General features: G+C 37.7%; 26 protein-coding genes and 2 pseudogenes. 3 read left to right on the top strand and 25 right to left on the bottom strand.

Going from position 1 to position 23,514, the window contains the following annotated elements; genetic code table 11:
* Nucleotides 1-170 precede the first annotated feature (170 nt).
* On the top strand, nt 171-524 hold the full coding sequence (locus tag KBP50_RS04070) for a carboxymuconolactone decarboxylase family protein (protein ID WP_050350113.1): 354 nt from the start codon (nt 171-173) through the stop codon (nt 522-524).
* 502 nt (nt 525-1,026) lie between these two features.
* Here the strand turns inward: KBP50_RS04070 and KBP50_RS04065 are convergent.
* The 20 genes and pseudogenes from KBP50_RS04065 to KBP50_RS03975 all read right to left on the bottom strand — a co-directional run bounded on the left by KBP50_RS04065 (nt 1,027) and on the right by KBP50_RS03975 (nt 15,570).
* Nucleotides 1,027-1,170 (bottom strand): hypothetical protein, encoded by a 144-nt coding sequence (locus KBP50_RS04065; protein WP_157858437.1) that lies wholly within the window; start codon nt 1,168-1,170, stop codon nt 1,027-1,029.
* Between the two features lie 134 nt (nt 1,171-1,304).
* On the bottom strand, nt 1,305-2,234 hold the full coding sequence (locus tag KBP50_RS04060; protein ID WP_050350111.1) for a phosphotransferase: 930 nt from the start codon (nt 2,232-2,234) through the stop codon (nt 1,305-1,307).
* Nucleotides 2,235-2,326: 92 nt separating this feature from the next.
* Nucleotides 2,327-2,872: a GNAT family N-acetyltransferase gene (locus tag KBP50_RS04055; protein ID WP_050350110.1), complete on the bottom strand. Its 546-nt coding sequence runs from the start codon at nt 2,870-2,872 to the stop codon at nt 2,327-2,329.
* Nucleotides 2,873-3,358: 486 nt separating this feature from the next.
* A pseudogene (locus KBP50_RS04050) lies at nt 3,359-3,762 on the bottom strand (NUDIX hydrolase).
* 353 nt (nt 3,763-4,115) lie between these two features.
* Nucleotides 4,116-4,622 (bottom strand): GNAT family N-acetyltransferase, encoded by a 507-nt coding sequence (locus KBP50_RS04045; protein ID WP_050350108.1) that lies wholly within the window; start codon nt 4,620-4,622, stop codon nt 4,116-4,118.
* A 241-nt stretch (nt 4,623-4,863) separates the two neighbouring features.
* Nucleotides 4,864-5,010 (bottom strand): hypothetical protein, encoded by a 147-nt coding sequence (locus KBP50_RS04040; protein ID WP_156875273.1) that lies wholly within the window; start codon nt 5,008-5,010, stop codon nt 4,864-4,866.
* 71 nt (nt 5,011-5,081) lie between these two features.
* Complete coding sequence (locus tag KBP50_RS04035; protein ID WP_050350107.1) at nt 5,082-5,579, bottom strand: GNAT family N-acetyltransferase; 498 nt, start codon at nt 5,577-5,579, stop codon at nt 5,082-5,084.
* Nucleotides 5,580-5,594: 15 nt separating this feature from the next.
* On the bottom strand, nt 5,595-5,963 hold the full coding sequence (locus tag KBP50_RS04030; RefSeq protein WP_050350106.1) for a DnaJ family domain-containing protein: 369 nt from the start codon (nt 5,961-5,963) through the stop codon (nt 5,595-5,597).
* 250 nt (nt 5,964-6,213) lie between these two features.
* Complete coding sequence (locus tag KBP50_RS04025; RefSeq protein WP_050350105.1) at nt 6,214-6,882, bottom strand: SIMPL domain-containing protein; 669 nt, start codon at nt 6,880-6,882, stop codon at nt 6,214-6,216.
* A 282-nt stretch (nt 6,883-7,164) separates the two neighbouring features.
* Nucleotides 7,165-8,115, bottom strand: coding sequence for a nuclease-related domain-containing protein (locus KBP50_RS04020; protein ID WP_050350104.1), 951 nt, complete (start codon nt 8,113-8,115; stop codon nt 7,165-7,167).
* Nucleotides 8,116-8,269: 154 nt separating this feature from the next.
* A complete protein-coding gene (locus tag KBP50_RS04015; protein ID WP_050350103.1) occupies nt 8,270-8,824 on the bottom strand; it encodes an SLOG family protein in 555 nt (184 codons plus the stop codon).
* Between the two features lie 841 nt (nt 8,825-9,665).
* On the bottom strand, nt 9,666-10,058 hold the full coding sequence (locus KBP50_RS04010) for a spore coat protein (RefSeq protein ID WP_050350102.1): 393 nt from the start codon (nt 10,056-10,058) through the stop codon (nt 9,666-9,668).
* A 459-nt stretch (nt 10,059-10,517) separates the two neighbouring features.
* On the bottom strand, nt 10,518-10,781 hold the full coding sequence (locus KBP50_RS22410; RefSeq protein WP_232231324.1) for a DUF4269 domain-containing protein: 264 nt from the start codon (nt 10,779-10,781) through the stop codon (nt 10,518-10,520).
* Nucleotides 10,774-11,052 carry a DUF4269 domain-containing protein gene (locus tag KBP50_RS22405; RefSeq protein ID WP_232231325.1) on the bottom strand — a complete coding sequence of 93 codons (279 nt, stop codon included), beginning with the start codon at nt 11,050-11,052 and terminating at the stop codon, nt 10,774-10,776. Before KBP50_RS22405 ends, KBP50_RS22410 begins: the two co-directional genes overlap by 8 nt.
* Nucleotides 11,036-11,634: pseudogene (locus KBP50_RS04000) on the bottom strand (GNAT family N-acetyltransferase). Before KBP50_RS04000 ends, KBP50_RS22405 begins: the two are co-directional and overlap by 17 nt.
* A 17-nt stretch (nt 11,635-11,651) precedes the next feature.
* Nucleotides 11,652-12,044 (bottom strand): large conductance mechanosensitive channel protein MscL, encoded by a 393-nt coding sequence (mscL, locus tag KBP50_RS03995; protein WP_050350101.1) that lies wholly within the window; start codon nt 12,042-12,044, stop codon nt 11,652-11,654.
* 300 nt (nt 12,045-12,344) lie between these two features.
* Entirely contained in the window at nt 12,345-12,497 is a 153-nt protein-coding gene (locus KBP50_RS03990; protein WP_050350100.1) for a small acid-soluble spore protein P, read from the bottom strand.
* Nucleotides 12,498-12,728: 231 nt separating this feature from the next.
* Nucleotides 12,729-13,205 (bottom strand): DinB family protein, encoded by a 477-nt coding sequence (locus KBP50_RS03985; RefSeq protein ID WP_128743278.1) that lies wholly within the window; start codon nt 13,203-13,205, stop codon nt 12,729-12,731.
* A 668-nt stretch (nt 13,206-13,873) separates the two neighbouring features.
* Nucleotides 13,874-14,395 carry a GNAT family N-acetyltransferase gene (locus tag KBP50_RS03980; protein WP_050350099.1) on the bottom strand — a complete coding sequence of 174 codons (522 nt, stop codon included), beginning with the start codon at nt 14,393-14,395 and terminating at the stop codon, nt 13,874-13,876.
* A 245-nt stretch (nt 14,396-14,640) separates the two neighbouring features.
* Nucleotides 14,641-15,570: a manganese-dependent inorganic pyrophosphatase gene (locus KBP50_RS03975; RefSeq protein WP_050350098.1), complete on the bottom strand. Its 930-nt coding sequence runs from the start codon at nt 15,568-15,570 to the stop codon at nt 14,641-14,643.
* 487 nt (nt 15,571-16,057) lie between these two features.
* On the opposite strand from KBP50_RS03975, the gene KBP50_RS03970 reads away from it, so the two are divergent.
* A complete protein-coding gene (locus tag KBP50_RS03970; protein ID WP_050350097.1) occupies nt 16,058-17,197 on the top strand; it encodes an NAD(P)/FAD-dependent oxidoreductase in 1,140 nt (379 codons plus the stop codon).
* 145 nt (nt 17,198-17,342) lie between these two features.
* On the opposite strand, the gene KBP50_RS03965 is transcribed toward KBP50_RS03970, so the two are convergent.
* Nucleotides 17,343-17,759: a universal stress protein gene (locus KBP50_RS03965; RefSeq protein ID WP_050350096.1), complete on the bottom strand. Its 417-nt coding sequence runs from the start codon at nt 17,757-17,759 to the stop codon at nt 17,343-17,345.
* A 366-nt stretch (nt 17,760-18,125) separates the two neighbouring features.
* Here KBP50_RS03965 and KBP50_RS03960 point away from each other — a divergent pair, with 366 nt between their 5' ends.
* A complete protein-coding gene (locus KBP50_RS03960) occupies nt 18,126-18,293 on the top strand; it encodes a hypothetical protein (RefSeq protein WP_156875274.1) in 168 nt (55 codons plus the stop codon).
* Nucleotides 18,294-18,698: 405 nt separating this feature from the next.
* Here KBP50_RS03960 and KBP50_RS03955 read toward each other — a convergent pair whose 3' ends face one another.
* The 4 genes from KBP50_RS03955 to KBP50_RS22635 form a co-directional block, all read right to left on the bottom strand.
* Nucleotides 18,699-19,322: a YczE/YyaS/YitT family protein gene (locus KBP50_RS03955; protein ID WP_072741077.1), complete on the bottom strand. Its 624-nt coding sequence runs from the start codon at nt 19,320-19,322 to the stop codon at nt 18,699-18,701.
* 492 nt (nt 19,323-19,814) lie between these two features.
* Nucleotides 19,815-20,336, bottom strand: a complete 522-nt coding sequence (locus KBP50_RS03950) for a GrpB family protein (protein WP_050350094.1) — start codon at nt 20,334-20,336, stop codon at nt 19,815-19,817.
* A gap of 470 nt (nt 20,337-20,806) precedes the next feature.
* Complete coding sequence (locus KBP50_RS03945) at nt 20,807-22,618, bottom strand: peptidoglycan D,D-transpeptidase FtsI family protein (protein WP_330218369.1); 1,812 nt, start codon at nt 22,616-22,618, stop codon at nt 20,807-20,809.
* Nucleotides 22,573-22,869, bottom strand: coding sequence for a hypothetical protein (locus KBP50_RS22635; protein WP_328219519.1), 297 nt, complete (start codon nt 22,867-22,869; stop codon nt 22,573-22,575). The genes KBP50_RS03945 and KBP50_RS22635 overlap by 46 nt, the downstream gene beginning before the upstream one ends.
* Between the last annotated feature and the right edge of the window lie 645 nt (nt 22,870-23,514).

The raw sequence follows: 23,514 nt of genomic DNA, 5'->3' as shown, positions 1-23,514 counted from the left end.
GAACAGTGTAAAGCTACATTGTGATTAACTTGTTTAAATTCTTTCCCTTTTTCGATTCTTTTAAAACGAAGTATTACGATTTCAAATGTAACTGTTTTATACTTGCCTTGTTTAGTCTAGTTATTTTTGGTCAAACTAACACTATATTTTCCGGAAAAGGAGTGGAAGTCATGGGAGCAGCCAAGAGCTCTATAGAACAAACATTATTGGCATATAAAAAAGGTGTAGACAACTTTGCAAAGCAAATGCCAGCATTTACAGATAAGTACAATGATTTTACAGAAGCATGCTTTCAAGCAGGTGAGCTTTCTGCTAAAGCAAAACAACTAATTGCCTTAGGAATTAGCCTTCATGCTCAGAATGAATATTGCATCATTTATCATACGAAAGGTTGTTTAGATCAAGGTTGTACAAAACAAGAAATATTAGAAGCAACTGCTGTTACAGCAGCATTTGGTGGTGGTGCATCCATGAGTCAAGCAGTAACGCTTGTCCAAGAATGCATCGCAGAGCTAACCACTTAAAAATAGGATATTCCCTAAAGTTTCTTCTTAGGGAATATCACTATATAATCATCTTCTTAGCCAGTATGATTTGAAACCAAACTCTGCTAGACAGGACTTCTATCTCTCCTATTGATAGGGTTTCATTTCCGATTCATACGACGAGATCATGTAAGCAGTCAAGTTAATTAATTTCTACGAATACGATAATTATATTTTCATAATTGGTTGCCATTTTGTAAGTCCTCTTCCGTTTCAATGATATCTCTTACTCCTGCATGGTTTTGGTTTCTACATACAAATGAAGCAGCCACTTGCTCCAAATCATCATTACAGCTCTATGGTCTCTAAAACCCCTGCCCTAGCAGAAGCAGCATTTTTACTATCGTTCATATGAACTTCTGATTCTAGCTTCGTTTGTCCAGACTCGGACATGATTGCCGACATCCAGTTTTTCTCAGACTTTGTTTGAATACAAACAGCTCTACAGGTTGATTCAGTTCATCTTCCGGAATAGTAGCGGTCAGTTCTCAAACCGTTCTACTCGCTTACTATGCTGATAATGATCAATTGCAATGGTAATGTCATCATCTCTCTTTCCCTTTATATCTAATGGGAGACCCACATGACCGCCTGTAATGGTACCAGTTAAAATTGTTTCATACATTGAAAGTTCTGCTTTGTCCAGCACTATTTTATCTTTTTGCGTGCAAGCTGTAAGTAGCACGCTAATTATGCCAAGTGTCATGTAAATAGATAATGATTTAGGCTGTCTCCCCCAAACTACTCCCTCGCTATATGTTAAAGTTGATAAGCTTTACTTTCTAAAAACAAATCAACCACACTTAAAAAAAGCTTTCGCTGCGATTGCTTTTCCCAGACTTCAGGGACCTCTGCCATGAGCCACATTACTTCATCTAAAAACACATGCTTTAATGCGATATCCCATGATTGTTTTTCCAAATCAGTCAGTTGTACATAATTATAATAACCAGCTAAGAAAGCATTCCATTGCTCCAGAGTAAAAACAATATCAGGTGCTGTATTCATTTCATTATGAAATAGTAGTAATGCTAAAGCTAAATCAAAGATACGCGGAACCCTTGCAGCATTGTCCGGATCAATCAAGTAAGGTTCAGGTGTATATACTAAATTATTCGCTTTATAATCATGCGGTGTTAATACGTGAGGTAATGAGAGCTGTCGCAGTTCTGTTTGCATGGACACGCAGGATAGTAATTTTTCTTTTAGTACCGCTATATTTAGAGAAACATGATTGGTTTGTGCGTGCTTTGCAATGGATTGTACACTCTCTTCTACCTCCTCGTTGGTAAAATCATACACATTATATGATGAAAGCAGGTATGGATCTTTTGCAGGCGATAGCGCGTGAATTTTCCCTAATAAAGCTCCAGCAGTATATATTTGCTCGTTTGACGCACGGTACTTTTCTCCTTTTATAAATGGGTATACAACATAACAATCCGGACCAATTTCTTGTGGATTGTCTACGTCCATTTTTATTGGTGAAACAACGAGGACGCCATTTTCTTGCAAAAACTGCGTATATGCTGCTAATGCACGCGCTCGTTCAAGCGTTTTTTGGGTTTTCTTAACAATGACATCCTCACCTTCATAATGGACGTGGTAAACAGGAGAATAAGGATATATACTTACAGGCTTCTTTGTTGCTGAAATATGAAATTGTTCAAGAATTTTAATAGCTTGCATACTGTTCTTACCTTTCAATAAATTGTTTTTAGTCCGCTGTAAGCATTCACAGCATTGCAATGTGTGTTACATGGATAATTGTTGTATCGTTTTTATTTTGCCGAGCCATCTTCATTTATTTTCTTACATTCCATCAACCAACAATCGCGGTATTTTCCTTCATGGAACTCATGATCCAATAATTTTTTAACGCGTTTAAATCCAGCTTTTTCATAGCATGCCACCGCTCTTTCATTCTCCACTTGTGGATCAAGGATAACCTTATGAGCGTCCTGTTCTTCCATGAGAAACTTTGCTATCTTTTTAACAAGCACTGTTCCAATCCCTTTATTTCTATAATCAGCTTCTCCTATGAATTGATCCATACCGTAAGCGCATTTTCCTACAAGGGCAGTTAAATTACTTGTAGTCTTATTAATGGGGTAATATTGCACGTAGCCGATAGGAGCTTTATGGAAATATATGATACGACGGGATAAAAAAGGCTCGTTTGTATAGAATTCAGACTCAACGATATTTATGTTAAACGGCTTGTCTCTTCCTTCGTAAAATTGCAATACCTCAGGATCAGACAGCCATTTCACAAGTAATGGCTTATGTAACTTTGTTAATGGTCGTATGGATAGCTTAGTTTGCAAATTGCTCCCCCCTATTTAAATAGCAAACCAAAAATTTTGGTTTCAATAATAATCACGCTAACACTAACCATTAACACACACTCTCAAAATTATGGTTCATGTCATTCCATTCAAAATATAGTTGAACGACATAATAGATGATGAATAGAACTAGTAGAAAATAGATATTGAGATCATTCCCTATTTAGGTGAGTGAGATCACTCCACAATAGACATGAATACGTTTAACCCTATTACTATTTTTTTGTTTGCGATTTCCTTCTTGTTTGCGAGAAAAAATTTTACGATGCACTAAATATTGGAGCGAGCATTTTCGTTATAAAAACATGACCAATGAAAATGACCAGCAAAACACAAAAAAGTATTTCCAGTAAACGTGGACCATCATAAGAAATCATTGGTCATTCTCCTTTTTTAATAGAGCCCATATGCCTCCCATTTCTATACTCAGGCATTGGAACTCCACACGTAGCTATAAAAGTATCATCAACATTCATTGGCCCTACCTGCTTGAAAACAGGACTTTAAAAAATTACGGTTTTCTTCAAAAGTAAGTAGCAATTGATCTAATTCCTCCTTCGTTTTCCATGCAATATTATAGATTAGACCATCTGGGTCATCCATTTTCATATCTCCACCTGTTACCTGAACTAAATAATAGTGTCAATGCTTGCACTTTTCTTTGTATACAGATGTTTGCTAATTCTCGCAATATACCCTTTTTCTTCAACTACCTCGCGAATACAACAGGCTTCTCCCGTTTCGTGAAGTTCTGTTATCCCAGTTGGCACTGTCCATGTCTTCTTCTCTTCAGGTTTTCCCTGCAACACCATGAGCATTTGGTTCCTGTCGTTTACACAAACTCCTGCAGCACCAGTTATTCTTTTCAGTCTTTAAACCTCCTTTATTCGTTTTTATTTTAAATTCATGTTGCGGACGGACGATTTCCCTTATCTGTTAACTAGAGCGGTATTCACAAGCACCGCGGGTATATACACATATAACCAAATGAAGTATGCACATTAAAGGTTACGCTGTCGATTCTAAAAAGAAGCTTACTCCTGCAAATAAAGTGAATCTTCAATCAGTGAAAGTTTTCATTCATCCCCCACTTATTGTTAGAACGCAAGGGTATGACCTAAAGGCCTCTGAACAAATCGGGTATGTAGGTGCTGTTATCTTCAAACTTAGACTTGGTTGCAATACAGATTATCCACTTCTTGAAGTTGGAGTCTTACAGCACCTATAAGGGATAAAACGCTATATCTTTCCACCCATATACAAGCGTCGGTAATTCATGACCACCAATATTCAGCTGTGTACGATGGATTAATTTCCCGCCCATTGCTTCGTAAAAATACGCTGCCTTATTCTCAGCCAATACGCACACCACCATCGAGTTAATCCTCTCTTGATGAAGCTGGTTCACTACTGTTTGAAATAGCCTTTTTCCAATGCCATTTCCTTGATGCTCCTCTAATAGATAAATCGCATAGAGTTCCCCCTCATATTCAGAATAATTCCCTGTCCTTTCTTTGCCACCGATAGCAAATCCAACTATGTGGCCACTCTGATCTTCAGCTATATAGATAGTTTGTTTCCTTATATTTTCCTGCCATCTTTTTGGCTCATACGTTAACGTTTGTAAAAATGCCTCAGGTAAAATCCCTACATAGGTTGATTTCCAGCTATCCACATGCACTTTGGCTATGGAAGCAGCATCATCTATATTCGCCTTTCGTATTTTCAACAGCACACCACCTTTCTTGTTTTATTTCAGGTCTGTCATTTATCTTGCACGTATATAGTGTGGTAGATTTGGGATCTCTGCTTCCATGACAACCCTTGTTCCGATCGTGTTACATGGTGTTCTCCTTGTCGTCAAAAAATAGCGTCCCCTTGTTGAACAGAAATAAAATGCCGATTGTTTCCTTTTACTTCACCTTTTCCTTGCAACCACTAAAAACAACTGATCCGTCAAAGCAGGGTGTTCACCATTTATACCCTGGTTCAATATACATACAGCTCATTTGAAGTGAAGCTTTACAAAGTTGTAATATCGGCGCAATCTTCAACTGTTTTGATTGATACCGTGTGATTTGCATCCCATAGTCTGTTGAAAAACGATACATTCTCATCTGGCTTTTCATCCTTTCGACAGCTCTCCAATTGCAGAGTCTGTATGGTATACCTATATGGAGGCAGTGACTCAGCTTTGCACTCTATGCGGATAAAGCACCATGCGAATCGTTTGCAATAAATGCCCAGCAAAATTTTCCGTGAATTCTTCTACTACTTTAAAGCCTTTCCTTTCATAAAAACGTCTGCCAATCGTATTCTCTTTCTCGACATTGATATAAATCTCTGCACCCTCGCTTATAGCTATACCAGCTTCTAACAAAGCTGACCCTATCTCTACCCCCTGATAATCCGGAAGTACATAAATAGCTGCCAATTCCATTGTTCCTTTATCGGTGACAGGAGCATAGTTAGCAAAACCAATTACCTTACCATCTACTACAGCAATAAAAAAGTGTGACCCTTTTAAACGCCTAATTAACATTTCTTTACTATATGCACCAGCCAAAAATGTATCTTGAATTACTATTGGAATTATTCCTTCATACGTCGTATGCCAGCTCGTTGTTGCTACTTCTTGCACAGCTTCTATATCCGCTTCTTCCATTTTTCGTATGTTAAAGTTCATGTCATTTTCCTTCCCTTAGTCGTATATTTTATTGCGCTGTAAAGAAGGCGGGCATAGGCGATTGTACTGTTTTATTTTCTTGTTGGTAAACTTCACCTTTTCTTTCCTTTGTTTCCCATCTAAAACAGCTAGTTCTTCTTTCAATACGTCAATTTCATTCGCTAATTCAATCCACCTCGGTAGCACATGATTATCCTTCATTGTCTTATACAACTGTTTCTCTTCTGGATTAAAATAATTGTTAGCTAACTTAAGTGGTTTTCCTTTTCCAGGTAAATGATCGAAATGCCCTTCCTTTTCTGCTCTTTTTACCACCTCGCTAATCGGGTCATTGTATTGAATACGCTCATCAACCTCATATTCTTTTTTAGAATCCTTATTCAACCTACTTCCCCCTTTTCCGTCATTGATTTCTATATACTATTCGACAAATTCGTAAAATAACCTGCAATTATAGGAATTTCTTTTTATGATTTCGCCCTTTTGGAAGAAAAGATGCGGATAATTCGGTTTCGTGTTTAACGCAAAAATGTTTTACAACCAACAAGCTATTAATATAATCAGTTGTTTCAAAGGCGATATTCTTTACATGATGTTATTCATTGGTTTATATATCGTAATCATTTGCAGTAGTTCAATACTTATATACCAACTCAACGGTTGCTTCTATTTCAATTTGACCTGATTGAATAGGCGTTGTCGTGAAATTTTCTACAGAGGTTGAAAAAGCTTTATGGGCTACCAGTGGCTGAACTGTTTGTTCGATAATCTCAAATGGAGTTGGATCTAAAGGTAGATGGAATTTTTGAGCAATAGTGCGGGCTTTTCGAGCACCGTCTTCCAAAGCGTTTTGCAAAGCTTGATTATAGATTGTTTCTTGCTGATTAGTTGAAAATTGAATCGCAAAAACACGGTTCACTCCTTCTTGAACAGCTCGATCAATAATTGTACCAATTTGATCAAAATCTGTAATTGTAACTTGAACAGTATTGACAACCTGGTATCTTTGGTTAACAGGCTCTCCATCCTTAAAATCAGAAATCGGTCTGATATTGTATGAAGATGTTTGAATATCTTTTTGGGAAAAACCTAATTCTAGCAGAGCTTGAATCACTTGATTCATTAAACGAGCATTTTCTTGCTGTGCCAGAAGCAGGGACTGATTTTCTGTTATTACTCCTAATTGAATGGAAACGATGTTCGGTTCCACAGCTACTTTCCCCGTCCCATAGACTTTGATTATTCTATTCGAGAATACTTCTGCCCTTACAGGAGTTTGATAGTAATTCGGATACGTATACATATGAAGTAGCCTCTCCTTTCCATTTTTTATAAAGCCAGCTTAACTAGCAGTTTCTGTCTATTTAAGAATATGCTTTCCATGTGATAATGATGTAAGTCAGGCCAAGGAAAGAATTGCAAGCAGCTACTATTTTTCCTTCCCAACTTAAATTGTGAACTTCGCATTTTCCATATATTTCAATAAATCTGCTACCGAATGTTAGTTTATCGTTCTTATACCAGCTTTAATTGTGAACTTCGGCGAATTTACATATTTCACCACGCACTTAAGTTCTTATAACTTCTAATTTATACTTCCTGCCACTTGTACTTCCGATTGACTGAAATTTTCTTTCTTAAACAGTCGTTTCATCATGTACGGGGATGAAATTTCAAGAAATTCTCGTGCTTGGCGATTATTAATATAAGGTTCTATTAATAAAGCATAGTACGAAAACGCATATCGATGAGCAATTTTGGATTGATCATAACAGCTGTTACAACGCCATGTTCCATAATGAAAATACATTTTTGCTGCATAACATTTTAGACAAAGTACACCCCGAATTAATTCTTGTTCTTTCAATGCGTACTTCTCCAAAACATTTATTCTTTTCGTGATATGGGAGGATGTTAAGCGAAAAGATAACTGAACTATCTCGTCTTCAGACAGGCAATATTTTGTATATTTCTCTTGAAATAGATTCAGTTTTTCGAGGAATTTCTCTTTATGAATAATAAGATCTGAAATTTTTTCATCGTTCGTAAGATTTTTTAAGATGGTTTTGGGATTCGTGTAGACAACCAATTTTTCAAGGGGGACTGGTGGCAAGTTATGTTGCCGCAGCCAACGAAGAAACCTTGTATGCTGTAGGTTTATCTGATACATCGGATGTGTAAATGCTTCTTTTTTATGATCGGAAATGCGGATAGCTTGTCCCATCTCGTCAAAGATGACATGATCTTTAATATTTTTCACTTCTACTATTAAGATAAAGTTCGCCGATACAATAAGTATATCTATTTGAAAATAGTCGTATTCGTTCTTTAAACGGACATTGTAAAAAATGAGGAAAGTTTGCTGGGGTAAAAATTGAAGGGGATATTCCAAAGATGCTTCACCTATATAACCTGCTCGTAACCGTTTTGCTTTACTTGTTATAGTGTCTTTTAAAGTGTGGGGCGTCGGGAGCCTTCGTGCTAATGCCTCCATTTGTAATAAGTAATGAGATGCTTGTAAAGGTTTGATAATCAAGGCAGTACTTCCTTTCATTTGATTTGAAGTAGTTATTCATTATATTCGCTACATATTGCTAAAAACCTGCAAGCTGAAGTTAGTTTATCCTTCTTATGCTTGCTTAAATTGTGAACTTCGAGCAACCTTCTTGTGAACTTCGGCGAATTTACACTTAAATCCAGTAATCAGGATCAGCCATTCTTATTTCTTCGACCACATCATCGAGGTCCGACGGTGTAATTGTATAAATCGTATGATCTGGCATCGCCTGTTTAGCGACTTCATAAAAATAGCGAGTGCTTCCTGGATATTCTTGATCAACTAATAATAAACAAGCGTCACTTTTATCAACTAACCACATGTTTTTTGCTTTAAACTGATAGGCCCCACGATAATCGCCTTGATATAAAGGTTTATAAAAGTCTGCAGACGCAATAATAGCCTGATATTTTTCCTGCAATGGCTCAGGCCAGCGACTATCTTGATTTTCAAATGGCGGAAAGACACCTAGCCGAATATCGTAATCCTCTTGTAAATCATACACAACTTCTGCTGTCCACAGTTCCACTCCCATTTGTCCAGATATTAGTACCCATTCTAGACCTTCCTCGATCATAGGCACGAGCCGCTTCCTAATCGCTGCTTTAATGTATGTAATTCGATCATCCTCCTCCTTAAAGATATTGATTTCCATTGGTTTATACCCTGTTACTGTTATAATTTTCATTTTATCTGTTCCCTCCGCATAGATCTATCCTTATTTTTAGATGGAAACCTTAATAGCGTATCTACATAATCACCTCTAAAATTGCTCGTGTAGATTCGAAATACGCATTTCAGTAGTATTGCTATTATAAACAAAATTGTAACATATCATTTTCTCGACGCTGTCAGAACATCTCGCAATCCAATTTTAATCAGATTGTTTTCATCGGTTATCATTATAAATACGCGCACTAAACAAAGAGAACTTTAATCAGTGCAAGCATTCTTCATCCCTCTCCTGCTTTTTAGTTTCGCAGATGTTAACGGCTGGATTCTTGCCTTATTATACTGGATTTCATCTCGTTGGATGGATGGGCAGGTCTTACTACCGATTAGATTTGAGATAAAGTGAATCTTCAATCAGTGATGGATGAATGAAACCCCAACTGATTGTTAGTACCGTAATGGTATGACCTAAAGGCTGCTTACGAAATAGGACATTTAGGTACTGTTATCTCCCACTTAGACCTGTTGCTGTACAGATGATCCTACTCCTGAAGTGGGTCTCTTACAGCACCTTATATACGGTATAAATGATCAGAGAAAATATTTTGCATCTATTTACGTTTAATCGAGTAGGAGGAGGTGACTCCCCCGACCTAGCCTCATATGAAGTTCGTGTTCCTAAAAGGTGGAGATTTGCCGCCGACTTCCTTCAGATTCTGGATCAGCCCAGACGCCCTTGTCTTAAGCTAAACACTACTACTCCCTTCGTGGCTCGGGACTTCAACCCTAGATAATGTGCGATGCCTGGCATACTAACTTGAAAAGCTGGCATAAACTATGCCAGCTTTTCTTTTAAGTTAACACCATTTATGTGGATGTTGCCAATGTTTCGGCTTATGACATCCATGCCCCATTCCCGGTGCCATTGCTCCTCCTACTTGACCGTTTCCATAGCCTGGCGCCATTGCTCCTCCTACCTGACCATTTCCGTATCCTGGAGCCATCGCTCCTCCTACTTGAGATGGTACATTAAAAGATCCGCCGTATACGTCTACACTGCTATTTGTATTTTGTACAGAAGTAGAATGTGGAAATACATGTTTATTAATCGTTGTATGATGATTTTGTACAGTCGTATGTGAAGGATGAATATGCTCTACAACATCTTCACTGCATTGTTTTACACAATTATATTTGGTTGGATGAACAACCTGCTTTGGGGGACAGCAATTCCCATGATGATGTCTCATGAAAAATTCTCCTTTCCTGTAATAGGTTCACTAATAACCTATGGCAAATATCTCCCATTTGTATAAGGCAATCACCTAAAAAGCTAAAATAGGCTGTTGAAAACGTCTATTTGTGTTTAACTCTAATAAAGATCACTTCCAAATGCCAGCCTATAAAAACAGCTTAAGAACAAAGGCGCGGGGCGCCCGTTTAGCAACGTAGCGAATGGAACGAATCAACGAGGTAAACGAATTATAACTTGTGCAACAGGGGTATGCCGACGTCTGAGCGGCAAGCCCGTTTTTAGTCGGCATTCCTCTTAGCGACGAACCGATGAGGCCTTATCGTAGGGCGCATTTCTAAAGTCGCATCGTTGCTGGGCTCATGCGCCGGAAGTGGCTAGTCGGTTATTTCGTTATCCACGAGCACCTCATTTTATAGGTTCCTATACAACAAAAAAGCGAGAGAAGCTCCCTCGCTCATGAGATGATGTTATTTCGTTTTCCATATAGAATTAACTGCTCAAAGGGATCACCAGAAAGACCCAATAGTTTGCAAAAGGCTGCCTCTGTGTTCATTCCTAGTTGCTTTAACCGAATTACTTCCCCTTTCCATTCGGGAAACTTTCCTAATACACCATCTTCAATAACCATGTGCAAATAAGCATATTGCTCATAAACAGGCTGATCTTGGGCGAAAAGTTCAAAAGCAAATGATTGATAATAAAAATTTACTTTAACCACTTCTCGACCTCGGATGATTTTTCGTTTGAGTGCAAAACGATTTCTGGTGAGAATATAATCGTCTCAAATCCTGTTCCAAACGTTCTAAATCACTAGTTTGCAAAATAATGTCCAAATCTGATCCCGCAACATGAATTCCTAAGGGGAACGTTCCACATAAAACCGGCTTATACACTTGCAAGTCATATAGTACATTTAAACCCATGATTGCTTCGTATGCTTGCATTTGCTTTTCATCCCCAGCTTGAAGACATCTATAAGTTTCCAGCATGATTCAACCTCTTTTCCAAACCTGTACACGTATGTATGCGCCTGAATGCTTGTCGAATAACCTGTTCATCTTTACCGGTATAATGTGCCCATGCTTGAACTGGGTAAAAATTACCGACTTCACTTTTCAAATAACTCGTTTCACTTTTCCCTTCAAGAAAAACATGTAAATAAGAATGGACAGGGTGAAAACCGTTTTTCTGATACCAGTTCAATACCCATTCGTCATCTCTTGTCCATGCTTCTAAATAATTTATGCCCTTTTCCGATGCATTCTCTCAGCACTGTTTAATAATTGATGTCCAATGCCAAGCCGTTGATAATCAGGGTGCACAGCAAGATGCCAAATCATTCCTCCAAGTCCATTCTCACCAGTGCACACCGTATTCTTTTCTGATTCATATTCCACATCAATCAGCCCGACTATCTTATCTTGCTGGATAGCTACTAATTCAATTGCCTTGTGGTCATATGTTTCCTTTTCCCGTAAAACATTGTCATAATAAGCTGTTTCTAAAAAAGCTAACACTCGGCATTGTAACCATCCCTTTTCATAGTTAGAATGATATGGTCTAATTTTCAAACGATACCCTCCTGTAGTTATTTATTGTCGTTCGCTTGCGCTTTCAATAAATCTCTAATTTCCTTTAACAATTCTTCTTGGGCGTTAACTTCTGGTGTTTCTTCTAAAGGCTCTTCTTGTTTTTGACGTTTAAACTTCATTAACAAACGGATGAATAAGAAAATAGAACCTGCCACAATAAAGAAATCTACTATCGATTGAATAAATAACCCATAATTTATGGTTGCACTTTTATAAGTAATGGATAAGTTGCTAAAATCGATGCCATTCATAATAATTCCAATGAGTGGTGTGATAATATTTTCTACTAATGATGTTACAATTGCGCTGAATGCTGCACCAATTACGACGGCTACAGCTAAATCAACGACATTCCCCTTAAATGCAAATTCCTTGAAATCTTTCCACATAGTCGATCATCTTTCCCTTCCCTTTTTATACGTTTAATCATAGCAAAATCCGGTGTAATTAAAAAATAATTTATAAACAGCATAAAACACTGTAACCATCCTTGACTAGCGTTGATAGTCTAATAAGATGCTAGCACGGCAGAAAACTGTGACGGGAAGTGAGTTGAAAATAGAATCTAATCAGTACTTGTCTAACAAAGTAACTAGATATCGGTAAATATGTTGCTATTATAAAAAGCGCTGTTTTGGAAACAAACACTTCTTCAAAAATAAACAGGTACCCAGACTGGATACCTTGTTCTATAACCCGTGATGGGGATTGTGTTTTTGCCTTGAATGATTTGCCTGTTTTACCTTTTTAGAGCCATCTAATGGTTCTCCATATGGTTGTTTTGGACTTTCGGGTAAATTGGGATGCTGCTTTTGTTTTGGTCCTTTTGGTTTACCTTCCATGGAAATCCCTCCTAGTTAATGTACCATTAGCTTTTGTAGCAATTATTCCGTTTATACAGCAATCCTAAGTATTTACACAGATTCACGCGTCATTCACCTTGAATCCAAAACTGTTAGCTACCAGATGCGAAAATAATGTTACATTACGATTATTCCCCTAAATCAAAGGCTTGTACTGCAGTTACAAAGCAATCATTGATACAGGACTGGAAACGAAAAGGCGCTTTACTTTTAATTAGAATGGAAAGGTTTAAGTTCTCTTCCAATAAAGTTAGCAGTTACAGGATTTAGATCTAATTCTCTTGCCCAAATAGAAAGTTGACCAACATGGTGAATTTCGTGAACGATTATATGATGCAATATTTCATCTACAGTATATTGATCTTCATCCCAAGGAACACTTATTAATTTCCCTTTAATTTCATCTAAATTGGCTTTCAAAAATGCAACTATTTCTGTTCGGAATGTACTTGAAAGCGTTTTAACCTTCTCCATTGTGTTGTAATCCGCAAACTGCACTATTACGTCTTCTTTACCTTGAATCCCCCTAAACCAACTATATTCTACATCGATAATGTGAAATAGGGTATATAAAATGCTACCCACTCCACCTGTACGGTCTTTTAACAGCTCTTTTATTGTTAGTTGATTACACCATTCAAACCAGTCTTCTCTTACCTGCCAGTTATACTCCAGAAATTTTATCAATAAAATATACACTCCTATACAAAATGTATTAACAGGGCACTTCTCAGAGGTATTCTGCAAAAATGATCAATTCAAGTTTTTCATCATAAGATAATACATGTCCAAATATCTATTTTTGACTTCTATGATAAATACAGCCCCATACTTTTTATCCTCTATTGCTTTTGCTTATAAGGAAATCGCTTCCAATAGCAAAAAGTTTCCCTCCTCCCTTATCCTCTTTATATACAACATGACGGTCTTGAATTCCATTATAAACATGATAATGAAAAGTGCTTTCCATTATTCTTGCCTAAAGGAAACGTACGTTCTTCATTTACATTATACACTATTTCTTTAATAAAACAGTCCGTCATTACAAATAGTCAACTATCTCTTGTTAATCAATTGCCCCCGTAGGTGGAAAACTTGAAAAAGATCAAATAAAGCAAATAAACCATCATTGGTGGCTTTCCTTCATCCCACACGGCTTGTTAGTACCTTAATGGTATGATCTAAAGGACTTTGAACAAAACGGGCATTTAGGTGCTGTTATCTTCTACTTAGACTTGTGGCTGTACAGATATCCAACCCCTGAAGCGGGAGTCTTACAGCACCTTATATGCGGGATAATTATGAATTCAATCTTTTATAGAATGAGAAGTTATTTAGGTGCTCCGTGGTAACAACTAAGAACGGTTATTCCATTCTTCCTTTAGTACTGCATAAGAGTATTCATCCCACCATTCATCTCCATGAGGAATACATTTTTTAAAATGCCCTTCTCTTCTCATGCCGATCTTTTCCATGACACGAAAGGAAGGAACATTTTCTGGCTGGCAAGTTGCTACAATTCTATGTAGTTCTAGTTCTTCAAATCCATATTTTAATATTGCAAGTGCAGCTTCCGACGCATAACCTTGATTATAATACTCAGGATGAAATACCCAACCTATTTCATATGTGTGGTCACCAAAATAGTTAAAAAACTCCATATGTCCAATTAGAATATTTTGGTTGGCTAATATTACTGGAAATTTCTTAGCTGATTCACCTAGGTTCTTTTTAATCATTTTCTGTGTTTCCTGTTTTGTTAATACACCTTCAGGCATATATTTCATAACTGACTTTCGGGATGTATATGGATATACTTCTTCCCAATCTCTTAATTCGAAATGACGTATAATTAGCCTTTCTGTTGTTATGTTCATGTAACTCCTCCATAAAATTATCTCAAGTAAAAGTATTTTTGGGTATAGGTGGGAGAAAAATTTAAATCGTACAACGTTTTTCTTTATTATATTTTTAATGCATACATATGAAAACTATATTTCAATATTTAACGATAACAAACTTGCATAAGAAAAAAAGGATTTATGCCCATATATAGAACATAACATCCTTTTATTCATTTAGTCTATTTGAATATACGCATGTGCCTTTACCATATTAGTGTTTATTTTTCATATGCCTCTGTTAGTGCTGTTACAATTTGCTTTTTACGCGAAACAACACCTTTTAATAGCGCACGACTGCGGTGATCAAGGTCAACGTTAAATGCAGCTTCCACTTTTGACTTTCCATTTCCGACTGCAAGCACTTCCGAATCATTGTTTAAAATATCCGTGACAACGAATAAAAATAGGTCAAGTTCTTTTTCTTTAATCAGATTGGCAATTTCTGCTTCAATTTCCGTTTGCAGTGCGTAAATTTGTTCTGTATCGACTGCATTTACCTGGGCAATTTCAACTTTCGCACCGCCCATAGAAAATTCCTTTGCGTCCATCGTTAATAATTCAGAAATCGATTTATCGCCTAAATCTGCTCCTGCTTTTAACATTTCCAGCCCGTACGTATGCAAATCAACCCCTGCAATCTCAGCTAATTCATGAGCCGCATCTACATCTTCCTGTGTGCACGTTGGCGATTTTAGCAATAAAGAATCGGAAATAATCGCTGATAATAATAGACCAGCAATTTGCTTTGGAACAGCAATTCCATTTTCCTTATACATTTTGTTTAAGATGGTAGCTGTACAACCAACAGGCTCAGCACGGAAATATAGCGGTTCACTTGTTTCAAAGTTAGAAATGCGATGGTGGTCAACTACCTCCGTAATACGAGCGTCTTTAATATTTGCTACACTTTGTTGAAATTCATTATGGTCAACGAGAATCACATCTGTACCTGGCTCTACTTCCTCCATTAATGCAGGTGCTTTTACTTCGAAATAATCAAGTGCATATTGCGTTTCTTTGCTAACTGCACCTAGTCGAACGGGTTCTGCATCCATTCCCAATTTCTGCTTTAAATCCGCATATCCGATTGCGGAACAAATTGCGTCTGTATCTGGATTTTTATGTCCAAAAATTATCGTCTTTGCCATTGATCATTTCTCCTTCTATTAAAGCTTTTACAACTATTAGCTTATCAAAATTCATTCCGCTTGAATAGCGATTTAAAAAAATTCGCTAAATCACATGAACAAAGGCGCAAGCGCCCGTTTAGCAACGTAGTGAATGGAACGAATCAACTAAAGATATAGGAATCATGCCACTAAAAACAGGGGTATGCCGACGCCTGAGCGGCAAGCCCGTTTTTAGTCGGCCTTCCTCTTTGCCACGAACCGATGATGCCTTATCGTAGGGCGCATTTCTAAAGTCGCATCGTTGCTGGGCTCATGCGCTGGACGTGGCTAGTCGGTTATTTCGTTATCCATAAGCACCTAAGTTTATACTTTCTTATTCTTTAAAAAATAAGCTCTAGTACGCATTTACTTTTTATCCGTTTATTTTTATCATAGTATAGTGAAGCATATAGAGGAAATTTTTTATGATAGTAACGATTATTCTGCTGAACGAAAGGATATTCCGATGAAAAGAAAAGCAATTATTGTTGGTAGCGGCATTGTGGGAGCTTCAACCGCCTATTATCTTGCGAAGAATAACTGTGACGTGACGATTATAGATCGTGAAGATAAAGGACAAGCAACAGATGCTGCTGCTGGGATCGTCTGTCCGTGGTTGTCACAACGACGAAATAAAGCGTGGTATGAACTTGTAAAAGCTGGAGCTCGCATGTATCCTTATTTAGTAAAATCACTCGCAACAGACGGCTTACCGGACACCGGCTATCAGCAAGTTGGTGCATTACATTTGCATCAAGATGAGAAAAAATTAATCGCAATGAAGGAACGAGCGGAAAAACGAAAGATAGATGCTCCAGAAATTGGCGAGGTGGAATTATTATCTCCCAAGCAAACACAAAGTAGATTTCCATTATTAGACGACACGTATGGCTCTGTTTATGTTAGTGGTGCAGCGCGTGTAAACGGTAGAAAGCTTCGGGATGCACTTCTTCAAGCAGCACAAAAACACGGTGCGAAACGAATAAAAGGGACCGCTGTATTACAAAACGCAGGACAAACGATTACTGGCGTCACTTTACATGATGGTCGTGAAGTAAAAGCAAATACAGTTATTGCAGCAACAGGTGCTTGGATGAGCGAGTTACTAAAACCGTTAGGAGTTGCCTTTCAAGTCGAGGCACAACGGGCACAAATTTTACATGTGAAACTAGAAAATATGGATGAAGACTTATCCACTTTACCAGTTGTGAAGCCGCCGAATAATCAATATATGCTCACCTTTCCGAACAATCGAATCGTGCTTGGTGCGACATATGAAAATAAAGTAGGTTATGATTGTCGTATTACAGTTGGTGGGATGCAGGAAATTATAACGAAAGCGCTGGAATTTGCGCCACGATTAGCAGAGGCAACAGTTGTAGAAGCTCGTGTTGGTTTTCGTCCTGTGACTCCAGAATTTCTCCCAGTCATTGGTCCGCTCCCAGGCTTTCAAGGGGTGTTGTTAGCAAACGGGCTTGGATCAACAGGATTAACGATGGGACCATTTATTGGTTCGCAGTTAGCAAAATTAGCCATGAGCGAACCGACAGATATTGATTTGCATCCTTACGACGTACGTACTGCAATCACAAATGCTAAACTATAGCGTACAAGTTTCCGTGAGTAACTACCTAAAAAACTAACGCTAGATCAAACCACTTAAAATGAATAAACCACATGAATTCAAATTTAAAGCTTTTGAATTCATGTGGCTTTCCTTTGCTATTGGAACTCACACCAATGCTTAAATTTTATTTTACGATTAATACTGGGCATTCCACTTGCTTAGCAACCTTGTGACTGACACTACCTAACAGAAACGTTTGGAAGTTATTTCTACCGCGGCTTCCTACAATGACACAATCAATATCATGCTTATTTGCATATGCAACAATTTTAGGCCCCGGATCCCCATGTAAAACGGTAACTGTGTAATCTATATTGGCTGCTTGTAATACATCTGTGATCGGTTGCATTCTTTCTTGTCTGTTTTTTTCTACTTGCGCATGGTCGGCACCATATAGCACGTCCGACTTTGCCGTTTCACCATCAACAACATACACCACTTCCACCTTAGACGAAAATTTTTTAGCCAACCCTACTGTATACTCGGCAGAACGAATAGAATGAGAAGAGCCATCCGCTGCCAATAAAATATTTTGAAACAAACCGATCACCTCACGAAAAAACTATGATTTAGGATTTCTTTTATCTTTATTTTACTTGTTTCTGTTTTGATTTACTATCCTGTTTGCTTAGAATAATTTCCTTAAGACAGGAGACACTTCTAAAGCAATTTTAAAAGGCGCTATTAATCCTAAAGGGAATTGTTTATATTTACAGAAAGAGAAGGGTTTGGTACGCTAACGTTATATTTAAAAGCTATATCTAATTAGAGAAGTAAATCAAGTAGAATACATATAAACTACTTTACTATGTCATGATTACAGCTCTTCAATGAATATAACGGAACCAATTGAATTTTTACACTTTTTTAAAATGAATCATTTTGTAACACGAAGGGGGTAATAGTTATGAAAGGAAAATTCGCTGTTTTCGCGGTGATTGTTTTCACTTTCCTTGTACTTATATTATGCTGGATTTGGTTACAGAAAGTAATAACTGATTATGACTTAGAACGCGCTTTATCTTCTCATCAAATACAAGCTTCTGACTATGTAAATAGAGAGCATATTAAGTGAAGGTTCAATTTATTATTCCCACATTTAGGTGCTATATAGATAAAGCGAACCTTTAATGTTTCCAAGAAATTAAACACCTGAGTCCCTAAAATTCAGAGCACAAGCTGCATAATTTGCTCTTTTAATACTGTCTACTTGACAGGGGTCACATCAATCAGTGGGGATTTTCTTTCATCCCCACTGATTGTTAGTACCGTAATGGTATGACCTAAAGGTCTCTGGACGAATCAAGCATCTAGGTGCTGCTATCTCCAACTTAGACTTGTTGCAGTATGGATTCTCCAATTCTTGAAGTGGGAGACTTACAGCACCTTATATGCGGGATAAATGTTATCGTATTTATTTGACACCGACCTCGCCGACCTTACCGTATAAAAAACGGAACGCCGGAGCACAAATAGTTCATTAAGCACTATGCTGGTGTCTTGTCTCTAAATATTGTAATTTCGAGCGGATTTTTCCATATGTAAATTGAAATATTGGACTTTGAATAAAGGTAAAAACAAATGTAAATAAAAAGACCGGACCACCTAACAACAAACCAACGAGCAGTACGAAGGTTTCGGTAATAATCCGAACTTTGCCCACAGATGCTTGAAGCTTATCAGAAATAGACAGCATAAATCCATCTCGCGGCCCTGAGCCTACATTTGCTGCATTATAAATACCACCACCCAAACCCATAATTACAATTCCAACGATAATGAGCATATAATCTGACCACGACCTCGATGCAACTGGTAAAAAATCAAGCCATAGAAAAATATCTACCAGCAAACCAACCAATACTGCATTAAAAAATGTCCCCATTTTAATATAGCTCTTATCTAAAACCCAAGATACACCAATTAATAAAATAGAAATAATTATTGCCCACGAACCAATTGATAACCCCAACTTTTCAAATAAAGCAACATTCAGTACGTCCCATGGGTGAATACCAAGATGCTGCATATTAATAGATATACTTACACCGAGACTAAATACAGTGATGCCGATTAAAAATACTCCCCAGCGGACTGCTAACATTATCGCAACGCCTTCTTTCTCTATAAGAGGTTGTTTAAAAAGTGCACTAAAAAATGCTAAAGCAAATTTCTTCGTTAGCTTGTTTTTCCTTCCTTTGAAAAAGAGTTCCCCCTTTCCTCGTGAGAACGAGTTTCAAGCAAGCCTATACTAATGTTCATGTTTCTGTAGGCATATGGAGTCTTCGCTAAAATAGCCCACGTTCTGTAGGCAACGTAGAAGTCAGTAACACACACAAGCCCACTACTAAACTTCGCCGCTCAAACTCAGGCGCCAGAACGAGCTAGTGTTGGCGTTGCAACGAGACAAGAAAGGCTACGACAGCAACACATTGCACGCAGAAAAAGTGTTTTTCTTTTTCAAAGACGCCTGAGACCATATCCGACCTCGGTCCTTATTACCACCTTTTTTGAACACGCACTATAATCACTAATAATACATAAAAAGTAAAACTCCCTGTGAAAGTCATTTTATAATAGGCTTGCCCATAAATTATCATGCTTCTTTTAATCTATACCAAGTTAAGGCTTCTTGTTCCACTTCTTTCACAAAATCATTTTTCTCGCTAATATATGCTTCTATCTGTTTCGGATACTTGATCGCTAAAGCCGTTTTTAAATCTCCGTATTTTTTAGCTATCGATGGGTGGGCAATTAAATAATCCTTAAACGCGAGATGCCGTTTGATATGGTCGTCCCCTTCTTCAAATACGTGCACATGATGTGTCCGTTCATTTCCACCTTTGTTGAAATACCTTCTTCCTTCTATACCATTCTCTCCTAAGGCGACATAGCCCAGATTTTCCATTTCTTCTATGTATTGATCTACTTTTTCAATCGAAGAAACCACCGGCATGATGTCTATAATCGGTTTAGCTGCTAAGCCTGGAACAGCCGTACTTCCAATATGATGCATCGCAACTAGTTCTGTTTTAAAAATGGCTGCTATATTTTTTGCTTCTTGCATAAAAAGATTCTGCCATTTACTTTGGTATGGAGTAACGATTACTTTCCGCAAGAATATACCTCCTCTTATATTATATTTAGGCGTTATTTTTTTCGCTCCATTGTTTCTTACATTCTATTTGTTATACTGCTTGAGAATTTATACGTGCACCTGAATCCGTCGCTTTACACTACAGTTGGACGCTTTCCGAGGGGCTGCATGAGCCTCCTCCCTCGCAAAAAGCGCTCGTTGCGGGATCTTAAGGCTCATGCTTTTCCCGCAGGAGTCGCCGCCTTGCGTCATCAACTTCCATTATTTCACACTTAATTACTGGTCTAGTTTTCCTAATGCTTTTTTTAACAAATAGTACCTTGATTCTATTTGACATATCACCGCAGATCTTTCTTCTATGTAAATGATAATGAGACTCCTATTTATTAGGAGCCTCACCCCACATACCATATACGTACTCACCACTTCATAAGCACGAGCTTTCAAAAACTATCATATCGGCTAATTCCCCCACTATCAAGTACAACATTCTAATCTTCTTTACTGGAAAAATAAGCATCTAAAATACCTTGACCGATGGTTTGATTTATCGGATGTTTACTATTAACAATCCCCGTATGAGGTACAATAATAGCAAACGCCATTTCAGGATCATCATAAGGTGCATAGCCAACAAGTGAAAGATTTTCTGTATCTGCTTTCTTTTCTCCATCTTTATAATAGGCGTTTTGAGCGGTCCCCGTTTTACCAGCTGCTTTATAATTACGATATTTCGATGTTCCAAAATAACGTACAGCAGTTCCTCTTGGTTCATTAAATACTTGCCTAAACCCTTCCTGAATTCGTTCAATTTTCGATTTATCCATATCAATTCGATTTAGTACTTCTGTTCCCTTGCTTTGATATACAGAGCCTAATCGCTCTTCTACTTGTGATGGATTGCGTATCTCTTTTACTAATTGTGGGCGTACACGGTTACCGTCATTCGCTATCGTTGATACATATTGCACTAACTGTAGAGCAGTGTAGTTATCATATTGACCAATTGCATAGTCCATAAGCAGCCCTGGTTGAAATTGTTTGTCACCAATAACACCGGTTGATTCATAAGGGTAATCAATACCTGTTCGATTTCCTAAGCCAAATTGTTGAAAATAGCTGCGCATCTGATCCCATGCAGCTACATCAAATGCCGCACTCTCTCCATTTGGAAACGGATAGCGATGCTCTCCTCCCATTTTCAATGCAATATAAAACATATATACGTTAGATGAACGGCGTAACGCAGCATAGTCATCCACCGGGCCTAGTTCCGAATAGGAACCTTTCGGCGCGCCACTAGCAATTTGTATTTTTCTGTCATTAAATACTTGCCCTGGAGAAATAACTCCTGATTCGTACCCTGCTAAAACAGTAGCTCCTTTAATAGCGGACCCTGGTAAATGAGCATCATGGAATGCTTTATATGGAGCCTTCTTATAGTCATTTGTTTTTCTATCGTATGTTACACCGCTTACCGCAAGCAATGCTCCCGTTTTTGGGTTCATGACTACAGCGGCTGCATCTGACATATATTGATGTTGATAAGGATGTTTTTGTATCGTCTTCTGTAATTCTTCTTGTAACACTTTATCGACCTTTTTTTGGAATTCCATATCAATGGTTAAAACAAGATCTTTACCTGCTTGCCCTTCCACTGCTACTCGAGAATCTACCGTAGTTCCATCTTTTGTTGTGATATATTCTATTTGCTCTTTTCTCCCCCGTAAAGCATCCTCATAATATTTTTCTAAACCACTAATTCCGACACGATCATTACGGCTGTATCCTCTCGTTAAAAAGTGTTCCAATTTTTCTTTCGGAAGACCTCGCTCTTGAGTCGTAATATTGCCAACTAAGCTCTTTAATGTATCTCCAAATGGATAATTGCGCTCCCAGTCTGCAATCGCATTGATTCCTGGTAATTCACCTAAATTTTCCGATACTTGCGCATACTCTTCTGCTGTTACACCTTCATTTTTAATAATTTGTGGCGTTAGCGCATAAGCTTTATCCAGTTCTTTTTTAATTACGATGATCAATTTATCGTGTTCCGATATATCATTCATCTCTGTTTCGGTAATTCGTTCTAAAGCAAGATCATATTCTTCGACATCATCAAGCTTCTTTTTTTCTTCTTGAGACAGCCTTTCTACTACTTTGTCTTTATTGTTTAAGTAATAGTACTCTTTTTTATCCCTTTCACTAATTCCTTTAACCTCAATCGTAATCAGCTTGGCTAATTTCTCAGCTACTTCTAATCTATCTGCAGCTTGCGTTCCTTTAGCAGGGGTATAGGTAATCGATATAGTGGCTCGTTACCGACAACAAGTTGCTGATTGCTATCATATATTTTACCACGTGGAACTGGTACTTTCGTTGTCTCATTAACCGTTCGATCAATTTCTTCCTGAAAAGACTCCCCTCTAAGAATTTGGACTGCACCGAGCTGGAGAATTAAAGCTGCAAACATGATAAACATAACAAAAAAGAGCAAATTCAATCGAAATGGCAGCTTATCCTTCCATTTGTTTTCTTTTCTTCTCTTGCTCATGTCATCCCCCTTTTTCTAAAAATATTCTCCCCGCTAATTTGTAATATCAACACAAGTATACAAAAAAGTGAAATAATTTAACTTGCTCAACTTTTCCCACTTCAAACTACTTTTGAATTGATCATACCATGTTCCGAATTCACCAGCAACCAATTCTTTCCTGTTTTAAACGATTAAGAAAGCTCTATCTAAGGACGGTGTGAAAATGTACCATGATTGATTAAAAGTCTGCAATTCTGTTAACAATCGTCGGTTTTGCCGACCATTGGATCGTCAAAAGAATGCTCACTGAAAGGATTCATTTTTCAAGTTATAACTCATTATATCTCTAAAAGTGAAATTCAGAGGCAAAGTACACACTTCCTCATCATAATATAGATATTTTCACTAATAAAGTGAACTTTTAGTCAGAAGGGGTTTTCAATGAATCCCACTGCTTGTTAGTACCGTAATGGTATGACCTAAAAGCATCTTACGAAATAGGACATCTAGGTGCTGTTAGCTCCTACTTAGATTTATTGCCGTATAGATTTATCCACCTCCTGAAGTGAGAGTCTTACAGCATCTTATATACGCGATAAACTAAATCTGTTTCATGATCACGTACAGCATTTAAGAACGATTGTTAATGTGCATAACTTTGCC

The sequence above is a fragment of the Virgibacillus pantothenticus genome (assembly GCF_018075365.1).
Taxonomy (GTDB): Bacteria; Bacillota; Bacilli; order Bacillales; family Amphibacillaceae; genus Virgibacillus; species Virgibacillus pantothenticus.
Note: the sequence above shows the minus strand (reverse complement) of the source record. Positions and strands in the feature narration are given on the sequence as shown.

Bases quoted from the DNA above. Each gene is read 5' to 3' on its own strand.
- KBP50_RS04070 (WP_050350113.1), top strand. From the start codon at position 171: ATGGGAGCAGCCAAGAGCTCTATAGAACAAACATTATTGGCATATAAA.
- KBP50_RS04065 (WP_157858437.1), bottom strand. From the start codon at position 1,170: ATGTATGAAACAATTTTAACTGGTACCATTACAGGCGGTCATGTGGGT.
- KBP50_RS04060 (WP_050350111.1), bottom strand. From the start codon at position 2,234: ATGCAAGCTATTAAAATTCTTGAACAATTTCATATTTCAGCAACAAAG.
- KBP50_RS04040 (WP_156875273.1), bottom strand. From the start codon at position 5,010: ATGAGAATGTATCGTTTTTCAACAGACTATGGGATGCAAATCACACGG.
- KBP50_RS04035 (WP_050350107.1), bottom strand. From the start codon at position 5,579: ATGAACTTTAACATACGAAAAATGGAAGAAGCGGATATAGAAGCTGTG.
- KBP50_RS04025 (WP_050350105.1), bottom strand. From the start codon at position 6,882: ATGTATACGTATCCGAATTACTATCAAACTCCTGTAAGGGCAGAAGTA.
- KBP50_RS04015 (WP_050350103.1), bottom strand. From the start codon at position 8,824: ATGAAAATTATAACAGTAACAGGGTATAAACCAATGGAAATCAATATC.
- KBP50_RS04010 (WP_050350102.1), bottom strand. From the start codon at position 10,058: ATGAGACATCATCATGGGAATTGCTGTCCCCCAAAGCAGGTTGTTCAT.
- KBP50_RS22405 (WP_232231325.1), bottom strand. From the start codon at position 11,052: ATGCTGGAAACTTATAGATGTCTTCAAGCTGGGGATGAAAAGCAAATG.
- mscL (WP_050350101.1), bottom strand. From the start codon at position 12,044: ATGTGGAAAGATTTCAAGGAATTTGCATTTAAGGGGAATGTCGTTGAT.
- KBP50_RS03990 (WP_050350100.1), bottom strand. From the start codon at position 12,497: ATGGAAGGTAAACCAAAAGGACCAAAACAAAAGCAGCATCCCAATTTA.
- KBP50_RS03980 (WP_050350099.1), bottom strand. From the start codon at position 14,395: ATGAACATAACAACAGAAAGGCTAATTATACGTCATTTCGAATTAAGA.
- KBP50_RS03975 (WP_050350098.1), bottom strand. From the start codon at position 15,570: ATGGCAAAGACGATAATTTTTGGACATAAAAATCCAGATACAGACGCA.
- KBP50_RS03970 (WP_050350097.1), top strand. From the start codon at position 16,058: ATGAAAAGAAAAGCAATTATTGTTGGTAGCGGCATTGTGGGAGCTTCA.
- KBP50_RS03960 (WP_156875274.1), top strand. From the start codon at position 18,126: ATGAAAGGAAAATTCGCTGTTTTCGCGGTGATTGTTTTCACTTTCCTT.
- KBP50_RS03955 (WP_072741077.1), bottom strand. From the start codon at position 19,322: ATGTTAGCAGTCCGCTGGGGAGTATTTTTAATCGGCATCACTGTATTT.
- KBP50_RS22635 (WP_328219519.1), bottom strand. From the start codon at position 22,869: ATGAGCAAGAGAAGAAAAGAAAACAAATGGAAGGATAAGCTGCCATTT.